This is a genomic window from Actinomadura rayongensis (assembly GCF_009831215.1).
GTDB classification, from domain to species: Bacteria; Actinomycetota; Actinomycetes; order Streptosporangiales; family Streptosporangiaceae; genus Spirillospora; species Spirillospora rayongensis.
Genome location: NZ_WUTW01000002.1, coordinates 337,306 through 361,138, shown reverse-complemented (window position 1 = coordinate 361,138; position 23,833 = coordinate 337,306). Strand labels below are relative to the sequence as shown.

Annotated in this window: 19 protein-coding genes and 1 riboswitch; of the genes, 12 read left to right on the top strand and 7 right to left on the bottom strand. The window is 74.0% G+C overall.

The window, feature by feature from the left end; genetic code table 11:
- Nucleotides 1-60 precede the first annotated feature (60 nt).
- Together GQ466_RS11025 and GQ466_RS11020 are read left to right on the top strand one after the other, a co-directional pair.
- Nucleotides 61-981 carry a phosphorothioated DNA-binding restriction endonuclease gene (locus GQ466_RS11025; RefSeq protein ID WP_161102783.1) on the top strand — a complete coding sequence of 307 codons (921 nt, stop codon included), beginning with the start codon at nt 61-63 and terminating at the stop codon, nt 979-981.
- Nucleotides 982-1,198: 217 nt separating this feature from the next.
- Nucleotides 1,199-1,813 (top strand): dihydrofolate reductase family protein, encoded by a 615-nt coding sequence (locus GQ466_RS11020; protein WP_161102782.1) that lies wholly within the window; start codon nt 1,199-1,201, stop codon nt 1,811-1,813.
- Nucleotides 1,814-1,857: 44 nt separating this feature from the next.
- On the opposite strand, the gene GQ466_RS11015 is transcribed toward GQ466_RS11020, so the two are convergent.
- Nucleotides 1,858-2,487: a TetR family transcriptional regulator gene (locus GQ466_RS11015; protein ID WP_161102781.1), complete on the bottom strand. Its 630-nt coding sequence runs from the start codon at nt 2,485-2,487 to the stop codon at nt 1,858-1,860.
- An 84-nt stretch (nt 2,488-2,571) separates the two neighbouring features.
- On the opposite strand from GQ466_RS11015, the gene GQ466_RS11010 reads away from it, so the two are divergent.
- From GQ466_RS11010 to GQ466_RS11000, 3 genes are all read left to right on the top strand, one after another.
- A complete protein-coding gene (locus GQ466_RS11010; RefSeq protein WP_161102780.1) occupies nt 2,572-3,204 on the top strand; it encodes an FMN-dependent NADH-azoreductase in 633 nt (210 codons plus the stop codon).
- Between the two features lie 39 nt (nt 3,205-3,243).
- On the top strand, nt 3,244-3,921 hold the full coding sequence (locus GQ466_RS11005; RefSeq protein ID WP_161102779.1) for a response regulator: 678 nt from the start codon (nt 3,244-3,246) through the stop codon (nt 3,919-3,921).
- 83 nt (nt 3,922-4,004) lie between these two features.
- A complete protein-coding gene (locus tag GQ466_RS11000; protein ID WP_202420377.1) occupies nt 4,005-5,360 on the top strand; it encodes an ATP-binding protein in 1,356 nt (451 codons plus the stop codon).
- Here GQ466_RS11000 and GQ466_RS10995 read toward each other — a convergent pair.
- Nucleotides 5,357-6,319: a D-alanyl-D-alanine carboxypeptidase family protein gene (locus GQ466_RS10995; protein WP_161102777.1), complete on the bottom strand. Its 963-nt coding sequence runs from the start codon at nt 6,317-6,319 to the stop codon at nt 5,357-5,359. The two genes, GQ466_RS11000 and GQ466_RS10995, sit on opposite strands and share 4 nt — an antisense overlap.
- 143 nt (nt 6,320-6,462) lie before the next feature.
- On the opposite strand from GQ466_RS10995, the gene GQ466_RS10990 reads away from it, so the two are divergent.
- Nucleotides 6,463-7,650, top strand: coding sequence for a glycosyltransferase (locus GQ466_RS10990; protein WP_161102776.1), 1,188 nt, complete (start codon nt 6,463-6,465; stop codon nt 7,648-7,650).
- A 235-nt stretch (nt 7,651-7,885) separates the two neighbouring features.
- Here the strand turns inward: GQ466_RS10990 and GQ466_RS10985 are convergent, their stop codons facing one another.
- On the bottom strand, nt 7,886-8,119 hold the full coding sequence (locus GQ466_RS10985; protein ID WP_161102775.1) for a hypothetical protein: 234 nt from the start codon (nt 8,117-8,119) through the stop codon (nt 7,886-7,888).
- Between the two features lie 244 nt (nt 8,120-8,363).
- Here GQ466_RS10985 and GQ466_RS10980 point away from each other — a divergent pair, with 244 nt between their 5' ends.
- On the top strand, nt 8,364-9,440 hold the full coding sequence (locus GQ466_RS10980) for an FAD-dependent monooxygenase (RefSeq protein WP_161102774.1): 1,077 nt from the start codon (nt 8,364-8,366) through the stop codon (nt 9,438-9,440).
- A 70-nt stretch (nt 9,441-9,510) separates the two neighbouring features.
- Here GQ466_RS10980 and GQ466_RS10975 read toward each other — a convergent pair whose 3' ends face one another.
- The 3 genes from GQ466_RS10975 to GQ466_RS10965 form a co-directional block, all read right to left on the bottom strand.
- On the bottom strand, nt 9,511-10,254 hold the full coding sequence (locus GQ466_RS10975; protein WP_161102773.1) for a CHAP domain-containing protein: 744 nt from the start codon (nt 10,252-10,254) through the stop codon (nt 9,511-9,513).
- Between the two features lie 11 nt (nt 10,255-10,265).
- Nucleotides 10,266-10,411, bottom strand: a riboswitch (cyclic di-AMP (ydaO/yuaA leader).
- 564 nt (nt 10,412-10,975) lie between these two features.
- On the bottom strand, nt 10,976-11,560 hold the full coding sequence (locus GQ466_RS10970; protein WP_161102772.1) for a hypothetical protein: 585 nt from the start codon (nt 11,558-11,560) through the stop codon (nt 10,976-10,978).
- 27 nt (nt 11,561-11,587) lie between these two features.
- Nucleotides 11,588-12,220: a C40 family peptidase gene (locus GQ466_RS10965; protein WP_202420376.1), complete on the bottom strand. Its 633-nt coding sequence runs from the start codon at nt 12,218-12,220 to the stop codon at nt 11,588-11,590.
- Nucleotides 12,221-12,451: 231 nt separating this feature from the next.
- On the opposite strand from GQ466_RS10965, the gene GQ466_RS30700 reads away from it, so the two are divergent.
- The 4 genes from GQ466_RS30700 to GQ466_RS10945 all read left to right on the top strand — a co-directional run bounded on the left by GQ466_RS30700 (nt 12,452) and on the right by GQ466_RS10945 (nt 21,025).
- Complete coding sequence (locus tag GQ466_RS30700; RefSeq protein WP_202420375.1) at nt 12,452-13,804, top strand: serine/threonine-protein kinase; 1,353 nt, start codon at nt 12,452-12,454, stop codon at nt 13,802-13,804.
- An 82-nt stretch (nt 13,805-13,886) separates the two neighbouring features.
- Nucleotides 13,887-15,296 (top strand): serine/threonine-protein kinase, encoded by a 1,410-nt coding sequence (locus GQ466_RS10955; protein WP_161102771.1) that lies wholly within the window; start codon nt 13,887-13,889, stop codon nt 15,294-15,296.
- 211 nt (nt 15,297-15,507) lie between these two features.
- Entirely contained in the window at nt 15,508-20,331 is a 4,824-nt protein-coding gene (locus GQ466_RS10950) for an NAD-glutamate dehydrogenase (RefSeq protein ID WP_161102770.1), read from the top strand.
- 256 nt (nt 20,332-20,587) lie between these two features.
- Nucleotides 20,588-21,025, top strand: coding sequence for a hypothetical protein (locus GQ466_RS10945; protein ID WP_161102769.1), 438 nt, complete (start codon nt 20,588-20,590; stop codon nt 21,023-21,025).
- Here the strand turns inward: GQ466_RS10945 and GQ466_RS32710 are convergent.
- Nucleotides 21,022-22,803, bottom strand: a complete 1,782-nt coding sequence (locus GQ466_RS32710; protein ID WP_161102768.1) for an RsbRD N-terminal domain-containing protein — start codon at nt 22,801-22,803, stop codon at nt 21,022-21,024. The genes GQ466_RS10945 and GQ466_RS32710 overlap by 4 nt on opposite strands.
- Before the next feature lie 124 nt (nt 22,804-22,927).
- On the opposite strand from GQ466_RS32710, the gene GQ466_RS10935 reads away from it, so the two are divergent.
- Nucleotides 22,928-23,773, top strand: a complete 846-nt coding sequence (locus GQ466_RS10935) for a poly(ethylene terephthalate) hydrolase family protein (protein WP_161102767.1) — start codon at nt 22,928-22,930, stop codon at nt 23,771-23,773.
- The last annotated feature ends 60 nt before the right edge of the window (nt 23,774-23,833 follow it).

Sequence of the window (23,833 nt, the reverse complement as noted above, 5' to 3'; positions counted from 1 at the left end):
TCCCCGGCGTGGTCGTGGACGGAGAGGTAATCCCAGGCGGGAGCGCATATTCTTCCTAGTGTGGTCTGGCCAGAGCGGGTCGCCCGGATGCGGCGGTTCACACGGGGCGGGGAGCGCGATCCCAACAAGGCGCTGCTCCTGCTGTTCGCGTTGGGCCGTCTCCAGCGCGAGGGCTACGCGCCGTTGCGGTTCCGGGACGTCGAGGAGCCGCTCGGCGCGCTGCTGATCGAGTTCGGGCCGCCCAAGCCCGCGAGCCCCGGCTACCCGTTCCACACGCTGGCCGGCGACGGCCTGTGGGAGGTCGGGACGCCGGGCGGCGGCCGGAGCCCCGGCGCGGACCCCGAGCTGCTGCGCCACGTGGACGCGGTCGGCCGCCTGGTGCCGCTGTTCGCCAAGGAGCTGCTGGCCGATCCGTCGATGTTCGTCCAGATCTGCCGGATCCTGCTGGACACCAACTTCGAGCCGAGCCTGCACGGCGACCTGTGCTCGGCCGTCGGGCTGATGCCCGAGGTCGCCGAGGCCGCGCTGCTCGCGCCGTACGTGGACGGCGCCCTGCCGCGCGCCCGCCGGGACCCGATGCTGCGGCAGAAGGTGCTGGTCGCCTACGACTGCCGGTGCGCTTTTTGCGGTTTTGAGGGCTGGATGGGCAACACCGTCGTGGGGCTGGAGCGGGTGCGGCTGCGCTGGGCCGCGTTCGACGGGCACGACGCGCTGGAGAACTCGCTGTGCCTGTGCACGTTGCACCAGCGGCTTTTCGACAAGGGCGTCCTCGGCCTCGGGCAGAGCGGGACGATCATGGTGTCGCGGCACTTCGTCGGGCTGACCGACACCGCCCGCGACCAGGTCCTCGCCCTGACGGGCCGCCGCGCCGTCGCGCCCGCCGCGGGCTTCCCCCCGCCCGACCGCCGCAACATCGACTGGCACACCCGCCAGGTCTTCCGCGGCCCCGCCCGCATCAGCGGCCCCGGCGGCGGCATCTGACGCTCCTCGCTCCGCCGGCACGTCGGCCCTGACCCGCACGACGCGGTGCGGGCTGGGCGGTTCCGGCCGCGCTGCGGCCATGCCCGGCCCGGACTTCGCCTCCGGCCGTCGCGCCGGCCCGTGACGGCGGGTCGGCGCGTCCGGTCGGCGGGCCGATGATTTCGGCGGGCGCGGACGGTCCCTAGTTCGGAAGGCGTTCCGGACCTTGGGAGTGGACATGGCCTCTGTCGTCACGTCGGCGTCGATGTCGCTGGACGGCTACATCGCCGGACTGGCCGAGAGCGGGTTCGAGCTGTTGTTCGCCTGGCACCGCAACGGCGACGTCGAGGTGCCGTCCGCCGATCCCCGCTGGTCGTTCCAGGTGACGCCCGCCAGCGCCGAGCACATCCGCGGACAGCTCGCGGAGTTCGGTGCGCTGGTGGTGGGACGGCGGCTGTTCGACCTCACCGGCGGATGGGACGGCAGCCATCCGTTCGGGGTGCCCATCTTCGTCGTGACCCACAAGGCCCCGGACGACTGGGCGCATCCGGACGCGCCGCTGACCTTCGTCACCGACGGGCTGGCGAGCGCCGTGCGACAGGCGCGGGCGGTCGCGGGAGAGCGCGCCGTCGGCGTCGCCGCGGGAGAGATGGCGCGCCAAGCGCTCGACGCAGGGCTTCTGGACGAGATCCGCGTCGATCTCGTCCCCGTGCTGCTCGGCGGCGGGACGCGCCTTGTCGGCGACCTCGCCGACCCGCCCGTCCGGCTCGGCACCCCGGTCGTGCGCGAGAGCGAGGGCGTCACGCATCTGCGGTACCGCGTCGTCCAGGCAGCGGAAGACGCGAGCGCGTGACACGCCGTCCAGCCGCCGGGGGACGCTCGGGCGTGACGCGCCGTCTAGGCGGTGGGGGAGAAGAGCCGTTCGATGAGCATCTGCCAGCTTTCGGCGAGCGGTTCGGGGGTCCGGGCGGCGCGGTGGCCGGGCTCGGCCGTCGTGACGTAGAGCAGCAGCGGGCCTTCGAGGGCGGCGGTGAGCTGGAGCGCGAGGCTGTCGAGGTCGACGGCGTCGAGGCGTCCGGCCGCGCGGGCGGCGCCCAGCAGCATCCGGATGTGGATGCCCGCGAGCGAGCGGACCCCGCCCGGGACGGGCTGCCCGAGGTCCAGCGCCGCGCGCGCGATCGCGTGGTGGTCGAGCAGGAACGCGATCCGCTCGCGGCCGAAGGCGATCAGCCGCTGGACGGGGTCGGCGCCCGGGCCGAGCGGGGGCGGGCCGGTGAGGACGCGTTGCTGGAGGGCGCGCTCGTCGTCGTCCAGCAGGGCGAGGAAGATCCCCGCGCGGGTGCCGAAGCGGCGGAACACGGTTCCCTTTCCGAGTCCGGAGCGTTCGGCGAGGCCGTCCATCGTCACGCGCTCGGCGCCGTCCTCGGCGATCATCTCGCGCGCGACCTGCAGCAACCGCGCGCGATTGCGCGCCGCGTCGGCGCGTTCGCCGCGCGCGCGGCCGAAGTACACCAGAGGACCGTCCACCCCTCCAACGTACCGCCGGGAACATAAGCGGGGTAAAGTCCGCTTAGTATCGACGAACGCTCACCCCCTGCTAAGGAGACGACCATGACCCTGTTCCGTCTGGACGCGAGCATCTTCCCCGGCGCGTCCGCCGGCGCCGAGATCGCCGACATCGTGGAGAGCCGCTGGATCGAGGCGAATCCCGGCGAGACCGTCGTGCGCCGCCATCTCGGCACCGCGCCGCTGCCCGCCGCCGCCTGGGCCGACGCCACCGTGGCCGCCGGCACCCCCGAGGCCGACCGCACCCCCGCGCAGCGCGACGCCCTCGCTCTGGCCGCTTCGCTGGCGGACGAGCTGAAGGCCGCCGACGCCGTCGTCCTGGCCGTCCCGCTTTACAACTTCGGCGTGTCCCAGCACTTCAAGACCTGGGCGGACCTGGTGATCACCGCCGCCGGGCCGACGGACCTCGTGCTGAAGGACGTCCCGACCGTCCTGGTCACCACCAAGGGCGGCGGCTACGGCCCCGGCACCCCGCGCGAGGGCTGGGACCACTCGACCCCCTACCTGCGGCGCGTCCTCGCCGACATGTGGGGCGCCGACCTGACCGTCATCGAGCGCGAACTGACCCTCGCCGCGACCAACCCGCAGCTGGAGCCGCTGCGCCCGCTGGCCGCCGAACTGCACGGCAAGGCCCTGGACGCGGCCCACGAGGCGGGCAGGGCGCTCGCCGGGAAGTGACCGGGGAATCATCGCGGGCCGCCCGTCCGTTGCCGTGACGTGAGAGACGACGCCGGCATCCTCGTCGTGGACGACCAGGCCGAAGTGCGCGACGCGCTCGCCGACGGCCTGCGCGTCGCCGGATACACCGTCCGCGCCGAGGCCGACGGCGCCGCCGCCCTGCGCGCGGTCACGGCCTGGCGGCCCGACGCGATGATCGTCGACGTGATGATGCCGGGTACCGACGGCCTCGCCGTCTGCCGCACCCTGCGGGCGCGCGGCGACCGCACCCCGGTGCTCGTGCTGACCGCGCTCGACGCCGTCAGCGACCGGATCGAGGGCCTGGACGCGGGCGCCGACGACTACCTGAGCAAACCCTTCGACCTGGGGGAACTCGTCGCCCGCGTCCGGGCCCTGCTCCGCCGCTCCCGCCCCGGCCCGGCGCTGGCGTTCGCCGACCTGACCGTCGACCCCGAGTCCCGGACGGGCCGACGCGGCGCCCGCCGGATCGAGTTCACCCTGACGGAGTGGAGCGTCCTGGAAGTCCTCCTGGAACACCCAGGCCAGATCCTGAGCAAATCCCAGATCGGCGACCGCGTCTGGGGCCTGGACTTCGGCCCGTCCTCCAACTCCCTGGAGGTCTACATCGGCTACCTGCGCCGCAAACTCGAAGCGGCCGGCGAGCCACGCCTCGTCCACACCGTGCGCGGCCTCGGCTACCGCCTGGCCGAACAATGACGCCCCAAGCGCAGAGCCCCACAACAGACCAGGCGCCGGATCGGAGGGCGGGCCGGACGACCGGGCGGGCGGCGGGTTGGGGGGTGCGGTGGCGGCGGTCGCGGCTGCGGACGCGGCTCGCCGTGACGACGGCCGGGGTGATGGCGTTGATCGTCGCGGCGTTGACGGTGGGCGTGTACGTCGCGGTTCGGCACGAGTTCGACTGGCAGCTCAACCTGACCCTGCGGCGGCAGATGGAGGCGTGGCTGGCGAGCCCGGAAGGGCGCGGGCGCATCGCCGACGTCGCCTGGACGTCGTCGGCGTCCTGTTCGCTGCACGGCACGACGACGTGCGTCCAGGTGATCCCCGCCGGGACTCCGGCCGGGACGGTCGGGAGTTCGGGCATGCCGATCACCGAGGACGCGGTCCGGATCGCGGAGAACAAGCCCGGGGACGCCTACTCCGACGTCGTCGTGCTCGGCGCGCGCGGCCGGACGCTGACCGTCCCGATCGTGGGCGGCGCCGTCCAGATCGCCGTCCAGGCGCAGACCTACGCCAACTCGATGGCGCGGCTGCGGGCGCTGCTCGGCGGGCTCGGCGCGGCCGGGATCGCGCTGGCCGCCGCCGGGGGCTGGCTGGTCGCCCGCGCCGGGCTCTCCCGCGTCGGCCGGCTCACCGAGACCGCCGAGCTGATCGCCGCGACCGGCGACCCGCACCGCCGGTCCGAGCTGCCGGTGGCGGGGGAGCCGGGGCGCGACGAGGTGGCGCGCCTCGCCGGCGCGTTCGACACCATGCTGGACGTGCTGGAACGCTCCCTGGCCGCGCGCCGCCAGCTCGTCGCCGACGCGTCGCACGAGCTGCGCACGCCGCTGACCGCGCTGCGCACCAACATCGACATCCTCGGCTTCGGCGACCGGCTCACCCCGGCGCAGCGCGACCGGGCCGTCGCGGCGCTGGACGGGCAGCTCCGCTCGATCACCGGCCTGGTCAACGACCTGGTCGAGCTGGCGCGCGGGAAGGAGCCGCCGGCGCTGCTGGAGGACGTCCGGCTGGACGAGCTGGCGCGCGCCGCCGTCGCGACGGCGCGCACCCACTGGCCGGACGTCGAGTTCGCGGTCGACACCGCGCCGACGATCGTGACCGGGGTGCCCGCCCGGCTGGCGCGGCTGGTGTCGACCGTGCTGGACAACGCGGCGAAGTTCAGCCCGGACGGCGGGACGGTCGAGGTCCGGGTCGTCCCGGGGGAGCTGACCGTCCGCGACCACGGTCCGGGGATCGCCGCCGAGGACCTGCCGCACATCTTCGACCACTTCTACCGAGCCCGCAGCGCCCGCGCCCTGCCCGGCTCGGGGCTCGGGCTGGCGATGGCCCGGCAGATCGCGGTCGCGCACGGCGCGTCCCTCGACGCGGCGAACGCGCCCGGAGGCGGAACATTGATCCGGTTGCGGATCCCCGACTAGGCGGGGTCGTCCGCCCACGTCTGGACGCGGTCCGCTTCGGCGGTCCGGCGCGGCGGCCCGACGACCGCCGCGCTGACGAGCGCCGGGACGAACCGGCAGGTCGCCGCCGCGTTCGGGACGCCGTGATGGCCGAGGATCACGCCCCGCACCAGAACCGGAACATTGTTCCGTCTCGTCAGGGCCACGAACGCGAAGTTCCCGCCCGCCGCGCGCGTGTAGCCGGTCTTCCCGGCGATCACGCCGCCCGTCCCGAGCACGGGGTCGGTCGTCGGGATGCGCCCGACCGTCCCTGGCGCCTCGAACCACGGCTGCGACGCCACCGCCAGGAAGCCCGGCAGCCGCGACACCGCGCGCAGCAGCAGGAGCTGGTCGGACGCGGTACTGACCGTCCCGGAGTCGAACCCGCTCGGATCGGTGTAGCGGGTGTCGCGCATCCCCAGCGCGCGGGCCGCCGCGTTCATCTTCGCGACGAACGCCCGCTCGCCGCCAGCGTCCCAGCGGGCGATCTCGTGCGCCAGGTTGTTCGCCGAGACGGTCAGCAGCCCCTCCAGCGCCTCCCGCTCGGTGTACTCCTGGCCGGCGCGCACCGGCACCACCGACTCCTGCCGGGCCAGGCGCTCGCCGTACCGGTCGGCCTCGGCAGCCGAGATCCTGAAGACGGGCCCGGAGCGCCCGGGCTCCAGCGGACGGCTCCGCAGAAAGACATAGGCGGTCATGAGCTTGGCGACGCTGGCGATCGGCACCGGCTCGCGCGACCCGTACACGACGGGGTCCCGCGCCCCCTCGACCTGTAGCGCCCCGCGCGCGCCGCGAGGCCAGGGCAGCCCGGCCACGGTCGCGGTCCCGCCGGACCGTTCCACCGTCCCGGCCGCCACGCCCACCAGGCCCGCCGTGATCACCGTCGCGAGGCACGCGGCCGTCGCCAGGCCCCAGCGCCGTCGTCCGTGAAGTCTCGTCATGCGCCGGACGGTAGGAACCGGCGATAAGACGAAGATGAGAGCCGGTCACCGACCCGTCACAGCGGGTAAGTGGCCCCATTTCAAGATATAGCCGAGAAGGGGACTTGCGGCAAGCCCCCCGTCGGGGTTCAGAATCGCCGGTCATGAACACTGCGAGGGCCATTCTTCTCTCGACCATCGGATCGCGCGGCGACGTCCAGCCGATCGCCGCGCTGGCGCTCAGTCTGAAAGAACTCGGGGCGGACGTCCGCGTCTGCGCGCCGCCCGACTTCCGCGCCTGGCTGGAAAGTCTCGACATTCCTTTCGTGCCGCTGGGCCCGGAAATGCGCGGCACCGCGAAAGCCCGTCCGACCGCGAAACCGACCCCGCAACAGATGCTCCGGATCGCCGAGGCGACCGTCGCCGCCCAGTTCGCCGTCCTGCCCGGCGCGGCCGAGGGCTGCGCCGCGCTCGTGGGCGGCGGCGCGCTCCAGATCGCCCTGCGCTCGGTGGCCGAATCGCGCGGGATCCCGTACGTCTACGCGGCGTACTGCCCGGTCACGCTGCCGTCCGCACACCACGCCCCGCCCGCCTGGCGCGGAGACGACCCGACCACAGGCACCCCCGAGGATCTATGGGCGGCCGACGCCCGCCGCTGGAACGCCTCGTGGGGCGTCGCGCTCAACGCGTACCGGACGTCGGCCGGGCTGCCGCCGGTCGCGGACGTGCGCGGCCACATCTTCACCGGCGCCCCGTGGCTCGCCGCCGACCCCGCGCTCGCGCCCTGGCCCGGCGACGGGAACGTCGTCCAGACTGGCGCCTGGATCCTCCCGGACGAGCGTCCGCTGCCGCCCGAGCTGGAGCAGTTCCTGGCGGCGGGCGACCCACCGGTGTACGTCGGGTTCGGGAGCGCCCGCGCGCCCGAGGGCCTGGTCGCCGCGACGGTGACGGCGGCCCGCGCGCACGGCCGCCGCACGCTCGTGCTGCGCGGCTGGGCCGAACTGCCCCCGCCGGACGACGGCCCGGACTGCCTGTCCCTCGGCGAGGTCAACCAGCAGGCCCTGTTCCCCCGCGTCGCCGCCGTCGTCCACCACGGCGGGGCGGGCACCACGACGGCGGCGGCACGCGCCGGGACGCCGCAGATCGTCGTCCCACAGCACTACGACCAGCACTACTTCGCGCGACGCGTCGAAGCCCTGGGCATAGGCGTCACGTCGTCCCCGGACGCCCTGACCGAAGCCCTCACCCACGCCGCGACCTGCGCACCCCGCGCAACCGCGTTCGCCGCCGAGATCCACCCGGGCGGCGCCCCTAGCGCCGCCCACCGCGTCCTAGCCCTCGCCGCCCGCTGAAGACTCAGCACGCCATCTCCTGCCCGCGCCAACCGGGCGCCGACGGCGCAGAGCGTCGCCCGGCGCACGCTCGCCCCCGCCGAACGCGGACGGCTCGGCGCGGCGCTCCGACCGGGTCCGCGTCGCCGGTCGCCTGCGGTCGACCCGGCTCGCCGCGCGCCGTTCCCTCGCGCCGTCCTTGGCGAACGCTGACGGCTCAGCGCGTTGCGGGCGTTCAGCGCTGGGCGATGGTGGTTCAGTGTGTGCACTCTACGTGCTGGGCCACCAGGCAGCCGGTCAGGTCGGTGCGGCCGGTGGCGTGCCAGCTGCCGCCGAACGTTTCGCGACACACCCAGTTGATCTCCAGGGAGAGTGAGGCGCACGGCGTCCAGCGGGTCTCGCGGGGTGGGGCGGCGGACGCCGGGTGCGGCGCGAGGACGGCCGCGCCGACCGCCGCCAGGACGACGGCGAGACCACGGGTCAGGTGCATGAGGATCCTCCGATCGGGACGGGATCTCAGCGTTGTCGGTCCTGCTGATGCGCCGTGCGGTTAATGCAGGCGGTCGTCGCCGTCCGGGGTCTTTTTTGTGGCGCCGGAGTCAGCCGCGCGAACTAGGAGCCTCATTCGCGCGAATGAATTGTCGTGTTCCGGCGAATGATTGACGCTTTCCGGTGGATCGTGTTTCGTTGAGTGAAGCGTCCGAACGAAATGTTCTCGGCAAGGAGGAGCCCGCGTGCATGCGCTCGTCATCGGCGGTGGTATCGCCGGTTCCGCCGCCGCCATTGCGCTGCGCTCGATCGGCGCGGACGTTACCGTCTGCGAGGCGCGGTCGGCCGCCGACCTGGACGCCGGGCTGTGGCTCGGCGTCGCGTCCAACGGGCTGAGCGCGCTGGACGTCCTCGGGCTGCGCGGAGCGACGCTGGCCGCGTCCCTGGTCGACCCCAGGACCGGGACGGCCGGACGGTCCGGATTCGCGCCCGTCCGCCGCGCCGACCTGTACCGGATCCTGCGGCGCGCGGCGCAGGAGCGCGGCGCCGTCCTGCGCCACGACAAGAAGCTGGTGGACGCCGAAGACACCGGCACCGCGAGCTTCGCCGACGGCTCGTCCCTGACGGCCGACGTCATCATCGGCTGCGACGGCGTCCATTCGCGCACCCGCTCGGTCATCGACCCCGGCGCGCCGTCCCCGCGCTACATCCCGCTGCTGAACATCGGCGGCTTCGCCGCAGGGGCGAAGGCGCCGGGCGAGCCGGCGCGGCTCCAGTTCGTGAAGGGCGGCGGTGGCTTCTTCGGCTATACGACCGCCGCCGACCGCGACGAGGTCTGGTGGTTCGCGAACCTGCCCTGGCCGACCGAACCCACGCGCACCGAACTGGCCGCGATGACCCGGGACGACCTCACCAAGCTCCTGCTGGACGCGCTCGACGGCACCCCGCCGTTCGTGAGCGACGTCATCGAACGCACGGGCCCGGGCCTGTACGCGGTGCCGACCCACGACCTGCCCGCCGTCCCGGTCTGGCGCCGGGGCCGGACGATCCTGCTCGGCGACGCGGCCCACGCGACGACCCCGACGTCCGGCCAGGGCGCGTCGATGGCCCTGGAGGACGCGGTCGTCCTCGCCAAGTGCCTGCGCGACCGCCCGTCCTGGCCCGACGCGGCGGCGCGCTACGAGGAGCTGCGCCGGGACCGCGTCCAGGCCATCGTGGCGCTCGGCGCCCGCGCGTCGGCCGCCAAACTGACCGACGCGTCCATCGAGGACGACCTCGCATGGATCCACTCCTACCGCGTCGACTGGACCACCCCGGCCTGACCCCGGGAACGCGCGGAGCCCCGCGGCGGGCCGCCGGGGAGGCGGCGCCGGGCGCGGGGCTCCAGCGAGATTACTTGGCGTACTTCGGGTACCCGAAGCCGACGACCGAGTCGACCGGACGGGTCTTGATCTTCACGGCGTTGCCGGTGTTGCCCTCGACGGTCTTGATCGTGCCGTCGTGGTTGTCCTTCACGACCATCCCGACGTGCTCGATGTTGTCGACCGACTTGGCGCCGTCCCAGGAGAAGAAGACGACCGCGCCGGGCTTGGGCGTGTGGCCCCAGCGACCGTGGTCCTCGAACCACTTGGCGTGCTGGACGGTCCAGGCGTCCTCGCCCATCTGGTCGGAGAACTGGAGCTTGTTGCCGACCCAGGACACGAACATGCTGCACCAGGAGGCGTTCTTGTAAGACCCGATCGAGCCGCCGTCGCGCTTGACGGTCTCCTTGGCCCGGTCGGTGGACATGTACCACTTCGAGAACTTGGTGGCGCCGGCGCCCTGCTCACGCTGGCCGACCTGCGACTCGGCGAGCCGGACGGCGTCCTGCGCGGTCGGGGCGTGCGCGGCCCGCTTCGGCGCGGAGGGCGCGGAAGGCGCGGCCGGCGCGGCGGCGTTGGGCTTGGCGTCGCCGGCGCGGTGCTGCGCGGCGTCGGCGGCGGACACGACGCCGGTCGGGACGTCCTTGCCCGGCGTCGGGACGGCGGCGTGCGCGGCGGCGGCGCCGGTCCCGGCGAGCACGGCCCCGGCGGCGAGAGCGCCGGTGGCGCGCAGGGCGAGGGTACGGGTCGTGGCGTTGCGAAGCTTACCGATCATGAAAGGATCGCTCCTCGGCTTCCATGACGCCTACCGGGTTAGCTGACGGGTTCGGGCGTGGAAGACGCCCTACGGTTCGTGCTCGAACCGATTCACCCCGTGATGGAACCTGTGGGTCCCCGGCTCCGCGGACATGCGGACTCGGCGTGGGGCGCGCGGTGGCGCCCGGCGGTCGATGGACGTTCTCCGGCCGAAGAAACGGCACGGAGCGGAAGATGCGCGGCAGTGGCGCGGTCTTCGCGCACGGCCCCGGAAGAGGGGCGCGTGGTTCAGGCCTCGCGTGATGCGCTCCGCTCGGGAGAACGCGGTACGGCCTGCTCGTACGGGAGAGAACACCTGACGCGGTGTTTGCATTCCCGTGGTGTCCGCCGCTTCCGCGACGGTCACGGGCTACAACACCGGACGAGATGTTGGCATTCCCGTGGGTTTCGCCGGATGAACGGCGGTCCTACGGAGAACGCATGGTCCGGGGTTGACATTCCCGTGGTGTGCGCTGCTCTCGCGGCGCGTACATGGGAGAACGCGGAGGACCGCGTTGCCATTCCCATGGGATCCCGCCGACGTCGCGGCGGATACGGGGTAGAACACCTGGGACGGTGTTGGCATTCCCGTGACCCTCCCCGCCGGTCGTGGCGAGGACCCCGTACAACAGGACCCCGGGGTCCGTCATTCCCGTGGCGGCGCGACTGCGTAGAGTGAAGAAATGATCTTGTGGAGCGCGCTACCGGGACGCCCCGTAGGCCGCGACGTCGCCGCGGCGGTAGAGGCGCCGCACGCGGCCCCCGCCGAGGGTCTCCACGCGGACGGGCTCGGGCCAGCCGCGCGGCGGACGGGACGCGTACACCGTCACGCTGCCCGGAGCCAGCCCCAGCATCCGGCCCGCCTCCGCGAGCGTGATCAGGTCGTCCGGGTCCGCAGGCGCGGAGCCGAGTCCCGCATACCAGGACAGGAAGGCGGCCTCGTCCCAGAACAGCGCCTTGCCGTGCCGCCGGACGGGCTCGGGATGCCCGTTCGCCTCCCGGTCGGCCCAGAGCTGCTTCAGTCGGTGCTTGCTGATCCCGTGGCGCGCCGCGAGATCGTCGCGCGTGACAAGGCCGGACGGGACGCCGGTGGAACGGGCCGCGTACCAGCGGTCCCATTCCCCGGCGTCCCAGACCAGGCGGCCCTCAGACGTCCCCGCGGCCTCCGGATGGCCGTTGGCCGCGCGCTCCCGGTACCACTTCTCCAGGGTGCTGCGCCCGAGGCCGTGGGCGTCCATGAGGTCGGCGCGCGTGTAGACGCGGCGCCCGTCGGGCAGGGTGTGCATCCCGCCATCATCGCCGACGGAGGCGGATCAGCCCTCCAGGGCGGTCGGGACCTTGGGCAGGCGCACCCAGGCCGGACGCACCGCGCCGACGTAGTTCCGCTTGTAGTAGCCCGTCAGCCGGGCGACGGTGACGGTGGCGCCGGTGTGCGGCGCGTGGATGAAACGACCGTTCCCCAGGTACATCCCGACGTGCCCGAGGCGGTGGAAGAACACGAGGTCGCCGGGGCGCAGGCTGCGCGTCCTGACGTGCGACCTGACCCTGCGGTACTGCGCGTAGGTGACGCGGGGGATGGAGACCCCGGCGCGCCGCCACGCCTGCTGGACGAGCCCCGAGCAGTCGAACCCGGTGCCCCCGTTCCCGCCCCAGACGTACGGGCGTCCGCGCTGCTTGAGGGCGTAGGCGACGGCTCGGCGGGCGCGCGTGTCCCACTTCGCCGTCATCGCCGCCCGTTTCTTCCGGACGGCTCGCTGGAGCAGCGCTAGCCTGCGGGCGCGCAGCACGGCGCGCGACTGCGTCCGCGACGTGCTCTGTTCGGCGACGGACGCCGCGATCGCGCGGCGCACGGTCGGCGGCGCGTCGTCGGCGAGCGCCACCGGTCCGGTCGTGAGAGCGAGCGTCACCGTGGCGGCGCCGCACGCGGCCTTCATGGGGATGGACATGGTCGTGGAACCTCCCTACATGATCATCCGCGAGAGGGTCTACCCGGACCGGCCGGGCGGGCCTTCCAGACTTCGGCGGGAAACACTCACGTCCGGGGAAAATGTCGGTACGACATGTCTGTGATGTCGTAAAGCGGCCATCGCGTGAACGGGCACGCCGCTCCGCGCGTCGCACTCGCGACAGGACCGGCCGGGCGGTGGACCGGTCCGCGCCGCACCCGGAGTTGGCGGATGAACCCGGACGAACTGCGTCCCGACGACCCTCGTGCCCTCGGCCCCTACACCCTGACCGGACGGCTCGGCGAAGGCGGCCAGGGCACCGTCTTCCTCGGCGCGGACCCCGCGGGCGCGCGGGTGGCCGTCAAGCTGCTGCGCCCGGACCTGGCCGCCGACGACCGCGCCCGGTCGCGCTTCCTGCGCGAACTCCAGGTCGCCCGGCGGGTCGCGCCGTTCTGCACCGCGCGGCTCCTGGACGCCGACGTCGACGGGCACCGCCCCTACATCGTCACCGAGTTCGTGGACGGCCCGTCGCTGCACCGGCTCGTCCAGGACGCGGGGCCGCTCGCCGGCGCGGACCTGGAGCGGATCGTCGTCGGGACGGTCACCGCGCTCGCCGCGATCCACCGGGCCGGGGTCGTGCACCGCGACTTCAAGCCGCACAACGTGCTCGTCGGGCCGGACGGCCCCCGCGTCATCGACTTCGGCATCGCCCGCGCCGTCAGCGGGGCGAGCACGCTGACCAGCCGCGTCATCGGCACGCCCGCGTACATGGCGCCCGAGCAGATCCGCAACGAGAACGTCGGGCCCGCCGCCGACGTCTTCTGCTGGGGCGCCACGATGGTCTACGCCGCGACCGGGACGGCCCCGTTCGGCGCGGACGCGGTCCACGCCGTCATCAACCGCGTCCTGAACGAGGAGCCCGACCTCGGCGGGCTCGGCGGGCCGCTGCGCGCGCTCGTCGCCGCGTGCCTCAACCGGGACCCGGCGCGGCGGCCGGACGCGGCGGCGCTGCTGGGCCGCGTCCTCGCGCGGGAGGACGCCGACGCGACCGTGCTGCTCGCGGCCGGCAGCGACCTGGCCGCCGAGACCGCCGACCTGACGCTCGGGCTCGCGCACGACCTGCCGACTCCCGTCGAGTGGGCGCGGGAGAACACCCTTCCCGCCGCGCCGGAGAGCCGGACGCCGCCGGCGCGCCCCGGCCGGCGCCGCCGCGTCGCGGTCGCGGCGGCGTCCCTGGGCGTCGCCGCCGTCGCCGGGGGCGTGTTCGCGCTCGCCCCGCACGGCGGCGCGGAGCACGACACGGCCGTCACCGCCGCCACCGCGCCGACGTCCGCGCCGCCGCCGACCGCGACGACCGCGACGTCCGCGCCGCCCACGCCCCACAAGAAGAAGAAAAAGGCCAAGAAGGACCGTCCGGGGCCGGCCGCCGACCCGCGTCCCGCCGCCGCGCCCAAGAAGAGCGCGCCGCGCAGCGCCCCCACGAAGAAGGCGGCGCCGCGCAGGACGACGAAGTCCTCGCCGCTGCCGAAGCTCCGCAAGCCGGGCTTTGAGGACAACATCCCCACTCCCGGGACCGGCTACTGACCTCCCCGCCCGGCATCCGGGGCCGGTAGGGTGCCTGGCGTAGATCCGAGCCGACCACCCCGAAGGGACGGTGTCCGTTCCGATGAAGCTTGGGGCGCTGCGTTCCGGAGACCCGGACCGGCTCGGCCCCTACGCGCTGCTCGGCCGGATCGGCGAGGGCGGCCAGGGCGCCGTCTTCCTCGGCGCCGCCGCGCCCGAGGGCGGGGAGCCGGCCGACGACGCGCCCCGCGTCGCGATCAAGCTGCTGCACGCCGACCTCATCGACGACGCCAAGGCCCGCTCCCGCTTCCTGCGCGAACTCGACGTCGCCAAGCGCGTCGCGCCGTTCTGCACCGCGCAGGTCATCGACGCGGACGTCGACGGCGACCGCCCCTACATCGTCAGCGAGTACGTCCCCGGGCCGTCGCTGAACCAGCTCGTCCGCGACGAGGGGCCGCTGGACGGCGCCGCGCTGGACCGACTCGCCGTCGGCACGGCCACCGCGCTCGCCGCGATCCACGAGGCGCAGATCGTCCACCGCGACTTCAAGCCGCACAACGTCCTCGTCGGCCCGGACGGCCCGCGCGTCATCGACTTCGGCGTCGCCCGCGCCGTCACCGGCGCCACCACGCTGACCAGCCGCGTCATCGGGACGCCCTCCTACATGGCGCCCGAGCAGATCCGCGGCGAGGAGACCGGCACGCCCGCCGACGTGTTCTGCTGGGCCGCGACGCTCGTCTACGCGGCGACCGGCGAGCCGCCGTTCGGGCAGGACTCCATCCACGCCGTGATCAACCGGGTGCTGCACGAGGACCCCGACGTCGGCGCCATGGAGGGCTCGCTGCGCGTGCTCGTCCTGGAGTGCCTGGCCAAGGAGCCCGAGCGGCGCCCGCCGTCGCGGACCCTGCTGCTGCGCCTGCTCGGCACCGACGTCCCGGCCGCGCCCGACCTCGGCGACGCGACGGCGATGCTCGCGGCGGGCAGCGTCCTCGCCGCCGGGGACGACGCCGATCCCACGGCCACCCGGGTCGCGTTCCCGGGCGTCTCGCCGGTGCCCGCGCCCGCGCGCGGCACGCTCCTGACGCGGCTGCGCCCGCCCGTCGCCGCCCTGCTGGCCCGGCGCGGCGGACGCGTCGGCCTCGCCGCCGCCGGGGTCGCGCTGGTCGCGGCCGTCGTCGTGGTCTCGGCCGTCCTCGCGCTGACGCGGCCGAAGGCGGGCAACTCCTCCACCAAGGTCAGCGACCCGAGCGCCCCGGTGTCGTCGCCGAGCGCGCCCGCGCACCAGCTCGTGGACGTCCCGCGCCGCCACGCGCCCGTCCCGACGCCGCAGGACAGCGGTCCGGAGCCGTCGGACTCGCCCACCCCGTCGGACTCGCCCACCGCGAAACCCACCAAGCCGACCCCGACGCCGACGATCACCCGCTCGTCCCCGCCGCCGACGCCGACCACCACGCCGCCGTCCGAGTCGCCCGTCCCGCCGGACCCCTCGACCGGCCCCGGCCCCGGCGGGTGAGAACTGCCCCGGCGGCGCGACGGCGGTGCGCTCCGGGGGCAGGGTTACCTGATTCGTGGGGGTTTCCCGGAGCGGGAGTGGCAGGGTAGGAACCGGCATGTTCCACGCGCGACCCCGGCGGTCGAGCGCGGAGTCGAAGATCGCTACGCTGGCGGCGTGAGCGTTCGTCACAACGACGTGGCGGGCGGTTCCCAGGGGAGTTGGCACAGGCATGAGCGGCGAGCTCGATCAGGCGAAATACGACCTGCTCCGGACCGCGGCGGAACAGTACGCCGCCGCGCTCGGCGAGCACGGGGACATCGCGGAGACCGACGGTTATCTCCGTCTCTACTACCGCCACGTCGCCCCCGAGGACCTGATCGGCCGTCCGCCCGCCGAGGTGTACGGCCCCGCGATGGCGCACCGGAACCTCGGCGCGGAACGGCCGCAGGGACGGGCCAAGGTGCGCGTCTTCAACCCGTCCGAGGAGACCGACGGGTGGGAGGAGCAGGGCCGCACCGTCGTCCAGGTCGTCACCGACGACATGCCGTTCCTCGTCGACTCGGTGTCGATGGAGGTGAGCCGGCACAAGCTCACCACGTTCCTGACCGTCCACCCGCTGCTCGGCGTCGACCGCGACGTCGCGGGCCGCCTGCGCACCTTCCGCGGCAAGCGCGACAGCGACCACGACCTGGACGAGTCCTGGATCCACGTCGAGATCGGCCGCATCTCCGACCCCGCCGCGCTGGCCGAGCTGGAGAACGACCTGCTGCGCGTCCTCAACGACGTCCGCGTCGCCTACGAGGACCAGGAGAAGATGCGCGAGCGGGCCCTCACGCTCGCCCGGGAGATCGCCGACAACCCGCCGCTGCGCGGGGACGAGGCCGACGAGGCCGTCGAGCTGCTGGACTGGCTCGCGGGCGGCCACTTCACCTTCCTCGGCTACCGGGACTACGCGCTCGCCGACGACGGGTCGGCGCTGCGGCCCGTCACCGGCACCGGGCTCGGCATCCTGCGCACCGACACGTCCGAGTCGGGGAGCTTCGCGGCGCTGCCGCCCGAGGTCCGCAAGCGCGCCACCGAGCGGCACCTGCTCGTCATCACCAAGGCCAACAGCCGGTCGACCGTCCACCGGGCCGTCTACCTCGACTACATCGGCGTCAAGAAGTTCGACGACCACGGCTCCGTCGTCGGCGAGCGGCGCTTCCTCGGCCTGTTCGCGCACGTCGCCTACAGCGAGTCGATCGCGCACGTGCCCGTCCTGAAGCGCAAGGTGGACGAGGTCCTCGACCGCACCGGCTTCACCCCCGACAGCTACGACGGCCAGGAACTGATCGAGATCCTGGAGAGCTACCCGCGCGACGAGCTGTTCCAGATCTCCCCGGACGAGCTGCTGCCCATCGCGGTCGGCGTGCTGCGGCTGCGCGAGCGCCGCCAGCTCAAGCTGTTCCTGCGCAAGGACCCCTACGGCCGGTTCATGTCGTGCATGGTCTACCTGCCGCGCGACCGGTACACGACGAAGGTGCGGCTGCGGATCCAGGAGATCCTGCGCAGCGCGTTCGAGGGCGTCTCGGTGGACTACAGCGCGAACGTGACCGAGTCCGTCCTCGCGCGGCTGCACGTCGTGGTGCGCGGCGAGCGCGGGCACCGGCTGCCCGACGTGGACGCCGAGGCGCTGGAACGGCGGCTGGCCAACGCGACCCGCTCGTGGACCGACTTCCTCGCCGACGCGATCCGCCGCGAGTGCGGCGACCAGCGCGCGCCCGAGCTGACGGCCCGGTACGGCGACGCGTTCCCCGAGGGCTACAAGGCCGACTTCACCGCCACCACCGCCGTGTCCGACCTGCGCCGCCTGGACGCGCTCGGCGCCGACGGCGACACCTCCATCGACCTGTGGGAGCCCGCGGGCGCCGACGCTGGGGCGCGGCGGCTGAAGATCTACCGGCGCGGCGAGCCGATCATCCTGTCCAACGTGCTGCCGCTGCTGCAGAACATGGGCGTCGAGGTGATCGACGAGCGGCCGTACGAGATCATGCCGCAGGGCGGGCCGCGCGCCTGGATCTACGACCTCGGCCTGCGCTACACGCCGACGCCGGGCGCCCCGCAGGACGCCGTCAAGGAGCTGTTCCAGGACGCGTTCCTCGCCCTGTGGGAGGGGCGGATCGAGAACGACGGGTTCAACGCGCTCGTCCTGCGCGTCGGCCTGGACTGGCGGCAGACGATGATCCTGCGCGCCTACGCCCTGTACCTGCGGCAGACCGGGACGTCGTTCTCCAAGCGCTACATCGAGCAGGTCCTGCTCAACAACCCCGGCATCACGCGGCTGCTCGTCCGGCTGTGGGAGAGCCGGCTGGACCCGCAGCTCGCGGGCGGCGAGATCGAGCGCAGCATCGGCATCTTCGAGGAGCTGGAAGGCCGCCTGGAGGACGTCCAGAGCCTCGACGAGGACCGCATCCTGCGCGCTTACCTCGCAATGATCCAGGCGACGCTGCGGACCAACCACTACCAGGGCAAGCCGTACCTGTCGCTGAAGTTCGACCCCGAGGGCATCCCGGACCTGCCGCTCCCGCGCCCCAAGTTCGAGATCTTCGTGTACTCGCCGAAGGTCGAGGGCGTCCACCTGCGGTTCGGGTCGGTCGCGCGCGGCGGGCTGCGCTGGTCCGACCGCCGGGAGGACTTCCGCACCGAGATCCTCGGGCTGGTCAAGGCGCAGGCGGTGAAGAACACCGTGATCGTCCCGGCGGGCGCCAAGGGCGGGTTCGTCGGCAAGCAGCTTCCCGACCCGTCCGACCGCGAGGCGTGGATGAAGGCCGGGATCGACTGCTACAAGGACTTCATCTCCGGCCTGCTGGACGTCACCGACAACCTGGTGGACGGCAAGGTCGTCCCGCCGGAGAAGGTCGTCCGGCACGACGGCGACGACACCTATCTCGTCGTCGCGGCCGACAAGGGCACCGCAACGTTCTCCGACATCGCCAACGGGCTCGCCGCCGAGTACGGCTTCTGGCTGGGCGACGCGTTCGCGTCCGGCGGGTCGGTCGGCTACGACCACAAGGCGATGGGCATCACCGCGCGCGGCGCGTGGGAGTCGGTGAAGTACCACTTCCGGGTGCTCAACCTGGACGTGCAGAAGGACGACTTCACCGTCGTCGGCATCGGCGACATGTCCGGGGACGTGTTCGGCAACGGGATGCTGCTGTCGGAGCACATCAAGCTCGTCGCCGCGTTCGACCACCGGCACGTCTTCCTCGACCCCGACCCCGACCCCGAGCGGTCGTTCGCCGAGCGCAGGCGGCTGTTCGAGATGCCCCGCAGCACCTGGGCGGACTACGACACGTCGCTGATCTCGCAGGGCGGCGGGGTGTTCCCGCGCACCGCCAAGTCGATCCGGCTGAGCCCGGAGATCCGCGCGGCGCTCGGGATCCCCGAGGGCGTCAACGCGCTCACCCCCTACGAGCTGATCCGCGCGGCGCTGCTCGCCCCGGTGGACCTGCTGTGGAACGGCGGCATCGGGACGTACGTCAAGGCGTCCACGGAGAACAACGCCGAGGTGGGGGACAAGGCCAACGACCTCGTCCGGGTGGACGGCGCGGACCTGCGCTGCCGCGTCGTCGGCGAGGGCGGCAACCTCGGCCTGACCCAGCTCGGCCGGATCGAGTTCGCCCGCAAGGGCGGCCTGGTCAACACCGACTTCATCGACAACTCGGCCGGGGTGGACACCTCCGACCACGAGGTCAACATCAAGATCCTGCTGGACCAGGTCGTCCGGGACGGTCGGCTGGAGCGCAAGCAGCGCGACGAGCTGCTCTACAGCATGACCGACGAGGTCGGCCGCCTCGTGCTGCGCGACAACTGCGCCCAGAACGTCGTCCTCGCCGCCGCGCGCGCCCAGGCCGGGTCGATGCTGCACGTCCACACCCGGATGATGCGGGCGCTGGAGCGCGACGGGCTGCTCAAGCGGCGGCTGGAGTTCCTGCCCGACGACAAGGCCCTCGCCGAGCGCCGCCAGGCGGGCCGCGGCCTCACCGGCCCCGAGTTCTCGGTGCTGCTCGCCTACGCCAAGCTGTCGCTGGACGACGATCTCATCGCCTCCGACCTGCCCGACGACCAGTACCTGGAGTCCTGGCTGGTCGACTACTTCCCGACGCCGCTGCGCGAGCGGTTCCGGCCGGAGATGGACCGGCACCCGCTGCGCCGGGAGATCATCACGACGGCGGTGGTGAACGACCTCGTCAACAACTCCGGGACGACGTTCGCGTTCCGCGTCCACGAGGAGACGGGCGCGTCGCCGTCCGACATCGCCCGCGCCTACCTCGTCGCCCGCGAGGTGTTCGACATGCCGCGGTTCTGGTCGGCGGTGGACGGCCTGTCGCACCAGGTCGAGGAGTCCGCGCAGATCGCGCTGCTGCTGGAGGCCCGCAAGCTCACCGAGCGCGGCTCCCGCTGGCTGCTGCACCACCGTCGCCCGCCGTTCGACATCCGCGCGACCGTCGACTTCTTCCTGGAGGACGCGGTCACGCTCGCCGCGCACATCCCGAAGGTGCTGACGGGCCTGGACAGCGCCGCCTACGAGGAGCGCCGCGACGCCTACCTGGCGATGGGCGTCCCGGCGGACCTGGCCGACCGCGCGGCGGTGCTCGTCCCGGCCTACAGCACGTTCGACCTGGTGTCGATCGCGCGGGACATCGACCGTCCGGTCACCGAGGTCGCCGAGGTCTACTTCACGCTCGCCAACAAGCTCCAGCTCACCCGGCTCCGCGAGCCGATCATCGCGCTGCCCCGCGACGACCGGTGGCGCTCGATGGCCCGCGCCGCGCTCCGCGACGACCTCTACCAGGCCCACGCCCAGCTCACCCGCGCCGTCCTCGGCCTGAGCGAGCCGGGAACGTCGGCGGACGAGAGCATCGCTCGCTGGAGCGAGCGCAACAGCGCCCCGATCGCCCGCGCCCAGCAGACGCTGCTGGAGATCTGGGAGAGCGACAGCTTCGACCTCGCCACCCTCTCCGTCGCCCTCGGCGCCGTCCGCACCCTCGCCACCACCAGCAGCATCGACTGACCCCGGCGACCGCGAACGCCCGAAAGACCCCGACGGGCGCCGCCCTCCGCCCAGCGCGACTGATCTCGCTGAGCGGGACGCCCGGGAGGCCCCGGCGGGCGCCGCCCTCCGCACGGCGCGACTGGCCTCGGTGAGCCGGAACGACCGGCAGAGCCCGGCGGGCGCTGCCCTTCGCGCGGTGCGGCTGACGTCGGTGAGCGGGGAGGGCTGGCAGAGCTCGGCGGGTGCGGCCCTCCGGGCGGTGCGACTGATCTAGGTGAGCGGGGACGGCCGGGAGGCCCTGGCGGGCGCGGCCTTCCGCGCGGCGCGGCTGACGTCGGCGGGCGGGGAGGGCTGGCAGAGCTCGGCGGGTGCGGCCCTCCGGGCGGCGCGGCTGACCTCGGCGGGCGGGGACGGCCGGGAGGCCCTGGCGGGCGCGGCCTTCCGCGCGGCGCGGCTGACCTCGGCGGGCGGGGACGGCCGGGAGGCCCTGGCGGGCGCGGCCCTCCGGGCGGCGCGGCTGACGTCGGCGAGCGAGAATGGCCGGAAGGCCTTGGCGGGCGCCGCCCTTCGCGCGGCGCGACTGATCTCGGTGAGCGGGGACGGCCGGGAGAGCCGGGCGGGCGCGGCCCTCCGGGCGGCGTTTGCGGGCGCCGTTCCGCCGGACGGCCGTTGCGCGGCCGACGTCAAGGCGGCGCTCGCGTTGCTCGACTAGGGCTCGGCGAGGGTGTGGGCGGTCACGGCGGCGTGCAGGACGCGCAGGTCGCGGGGGTCGCCGGCGTCCAGGCCGGTGAGCGCGGCGACGCGGCCGAGGCGGTAGTCGAGCGTGTTGCGGTGGACGTGCAGGTGCGCGGCCGTGCGGGTGCGGTTGTTGCCGTGCCGGACGAGCGCCCGGACGGTCTCCAGCAGCACCGGATGGTCGTCCAGCGGGCGCAGCTTGGCGGCGAGCCCGGCCAGGCCCCGGCCCGGGCGGGCGAGCTGGTACTCCAGCAGGACGTCCTCCAGCGCGTGGCAGCCGGGCGGCAGGCCGAGCCGCCGCGCCAGGTCGGCGATCTCGGTCGCCTCGCGGTGCGCGGCCGGGACCGCGGCGACGTTGTCGGCGCGCGCGACGGCTCCGGTCACCGGCCGGGCCAGCGACGCGCCGATCCGCGCGACCAGCCCGGGCAGTTCGGCGGTCACCGCGTCGAGCGTGCCGGACGCGGCCGGGAACAAGATCACGCCGCCCTCGCCGGTGAGCGCGCTCAGCGCGTCCGGCCGGTGCGCGCCGAGCGCCGACTGCAGGCGCCGCACGATGGCCCGCGCCGCCGTGCCGCCCGGGTCGTCCACGTCGCCCATGTCGCCGACGTCGCCTGGGCGGCCCATGCGGCCCGCGTTGCCCGCGCGGCCTGCGTTGCCTGTGGGGCCCGCTTGGCCCGCGCGGCCCGGGTGGCCTGTGAGGCCCGCGCGGCCCGCGCCGCCCGTGTGACCCGCGTCGGCTGCGCCGCCCGTGCGGCCTGTGCGGCCCACGTCGCCCGTGGGGCCCACGTCGCCCGTGCGAGCTGCGTCGCCGGTGCGGCCCGCGTCGCCTGCGCGGCCCGCGTCGCCCGTGCGACCTGCGTCGTCCGCGCGGCCCGTGCTGCCCGCGTTACCCGCGCGGCCCGTGTTGCCCGCGCGGCCCGTGTTGCCTGCGTTACCCGCGTGGCCAGCGTTGCCCGTGGGGCCCGCGTTGCCCGTGGGGCCCGCGTTGCCCGTGGGGCCCGCGTTGCCCGTGGGGCCCGCATTGCCCGTGGGGCGCGCGTTGCCCGTGGGGCCCGTGTGGCCTGTGCGGCCCGCGCCGCCCGTGTGACCCGTGCGGCCCGGGCTGCCCGCGCCGCTCGGGCCGCCTGCGCGGCCTGCGCTGCCTGGGCCGGTCGGGTTGCTCGTGGCGTTTGTGGCGGGGGCGAGTCGCACGACGAGGACGGCGTAGGCGGGGGCGAGCACGACGCCGGCGTCGTCGGCGAGGGGCGCCGCGGGCTCACCGGACAGCAGCGCCGCGACCAGCGCTCGCCGCGCCTCGCGTTCCTGGCTGTGCGCCTGCTGCCGCTCGTGCAGGTGCGCGCCCGCGACGGCCGGGACGACGTCGCGCAGGTAGCGGAGCATGTGGGTGCCGAGGGCGGAGAAGTCGTCCATCTCGTCCGGCCCGGCCTCGGCGGCGAGCAGCCGCCAGCACGTCTCCGCCGCGACGTGGTACGCCGCGAGGACGGCCTCCAGCGGCACGCCGTCGGCGGCGCGGCGGCCCGACACGTCGATGATCTCGGCGAGTTCGGCGGCGTCGGGCCCCCGGTCCTCGCGCTGGGTCCGCAGGACGAGGTCGAGGGTCCGCGCGATCGAGTCCCGGACGTCCGCGGCGAGCTGGTCGGCCGGGAGCCGCCGGTAGAAGGGGATCTCGGCGGCGCAGCGGGCGAGGACGGCGTCGGTCAGCTCGGGGAGCCGCGCCGCCAGCCGCGCGCGCAGGGAGGTTCGCGCAGTTGGCACGCCGTGATCGTGACATTGCCCAAGACGCCGGGTCAAAGATTGGCGCGAAAGCCGACAGACAGCCGCCGCCGGCTGCACCAGGATGTGCGAACGCCCAAAGGCCCCCGCCCCCCGAGGAGACCTCATGCAATCCATCGCCGGCAGACGGCTGCTCCCGCTGCTGACGGCGCTCGCCGTCGCGCTCGCCCTGCTCGTCCCGTCCACCGCGCCCGCGCGGGCGGCGGCGGGCGTGAGCTGGGACAAGCCGGGACCGTACCGCGTCACGTCGAAGACGCAGGGCGACACGACCCTCTACTACCCGGCCGACATCGCCGCGAGCCACGCCAGGCACCCCGTGATCATCTGGGGGAACGGCACGTTCGCGTGGCCGCAGATCTACGACGGCCTGCTGCGCCACTGGGCGAGCCAGGGCTTCGTCGTGGCCGCCGCGAACACCGCCTGGGCCGGCACCGGCAACGAGATGCTGGCCGGGATCGACCTGCTGACCAAAGAGAACGCCACGCCGGGCAGCCCCTTCCGGAACCGGATCGACCTCGCCCACATCGGCGCGACCGGGCACTCCCAGGGCGGCGCCGGCGCCATCAACGCGTCGCTGGACAAGCGGATCACCACCACGATCCCGATCCAGCCCGGCCCGCTGGCGGACGCCGCGAAGCTCCACGGCCCGACGCTCTACCTCGCCGGGCAGAGCGACGTCATCGTGTTCCCCGCGCTCGTCCAGTCGTTCTACGACAAGTCCGCGCAGGTCCCGGCCGTGTACGCCGAGCTGGCGGACGCGACGCACTTCACGACGCTCGGCGACGGCGGCGGCTTCCGGGGCGTCACGACGGCCTGGTTCCGCTTCCAGCTGATGGGCGACCAGCGGGCCCGCTCGCTGTTCTTCGGCGCGAACTGCGGCATCTGCTCCGGCTCGACCTGGCTGAACGTCAAGCGCAACGCCCAGGTGCTCCAGATCCCCGGCCACGCCTGAGCGTCGGCCGCCGGACGTCGGTGAGGTGCGCTGCAGCGGTCGGGAAGAGCGTCCGCACCG

What these genes read in the sequence shown, in the direction of transcription:
- GQ466_RS11020 (WP_161102782.1), top strand. Translation starts at nt 1,199, where the DNA reads ATGGCCTCTGTCGTCACGTCGGCGTCGATGTCGCTGGACGGCTACATC.
- GQ466_RS11010 (WP_161102780.1), top strand. Translation starts at nt 2,572, where the DNA reads ATGACCCTGTTCCGTCTGGACGCGAGCATCTTCCCCGGCGCGTCCGCC.
- GQ466_RS10995 (WP_161102777.1), bottom strand. Translation starts at nt 6,319, where the DNA reads ATGACGAGACTTCACGGACGACGGCGCTGGGGCCTGGCGACGGCCGCG.
- GQ466_RS10990 (WP_161102776.1), top strand. Translation starts at nt 6,463, where the DNA reads ATGAACACTGCGAGGGCCATTCTTCTCTCGACCATCGGATCGCGCGGC.
- GQ466_RS10985 (WP_161102775.1), bottom strand. Translation starts at nt 8,119, where the DNA reads ATGCACCTGACCCGTGGTCTCGCCGTCGTCCTGGCGGCGGTCGGCGCG.
- GQ466_RS10975 (WP_161102773.1), bottom strand. Translation starts at nt 10,254, where the DNA reads ATGATCGGTAAGCTTCGCAACGCCACGACCCGTACCCTCGCCCTGCGC.
- GQ466_RS10970 (WP_161102772.1), bottom strand. Translation starts at nt 11,560, where the DNA reads ATGCACACCCTGCCCGACGGGCGCCGCGTCTACACGCGCGCCGACCTC.
- GQ466_RS10965 (WP_202420376.1), bottom strand. Translation starts at nt 12,220, where the DNA reads ATGTCCATCCCCATGAAGGCCGCGTGCGGCGCCGCCACGGTGACGCTC.
- GQ466_RS30700 (WP_202420375.1), top strand. Translation starts at nt 12,452, where the DNA reads ATGAACCCGGACGAACTGCGTCCCGACGACCCTCGTGCCCTCGGCCCC.
- GQ466_RS10955 (WP_161102771.1), top strand. Translation starts at nt 13,887, where the DNA reads ATGAAGCTTGGGGCGCTGCGTTCCGGAGACCCGGACCGGCTCGGCCCC.
- GQ466_RS10950 (WP_161102770.1), top strand. Translation starts at nt 15,508, where the DNA reads ATGAGCGGCGAGCTCGATCAGGCGAAATACGACCTGCTCCGGACCGCG.
- GQ466_RS10935 (WP_161102767.1), top strand. Translation starts at nt 22,928, where the DNA reads ATGCAATCCATCGCCGGCAGACGGCTGCTCCCGCTGCTGACGGCGCTC.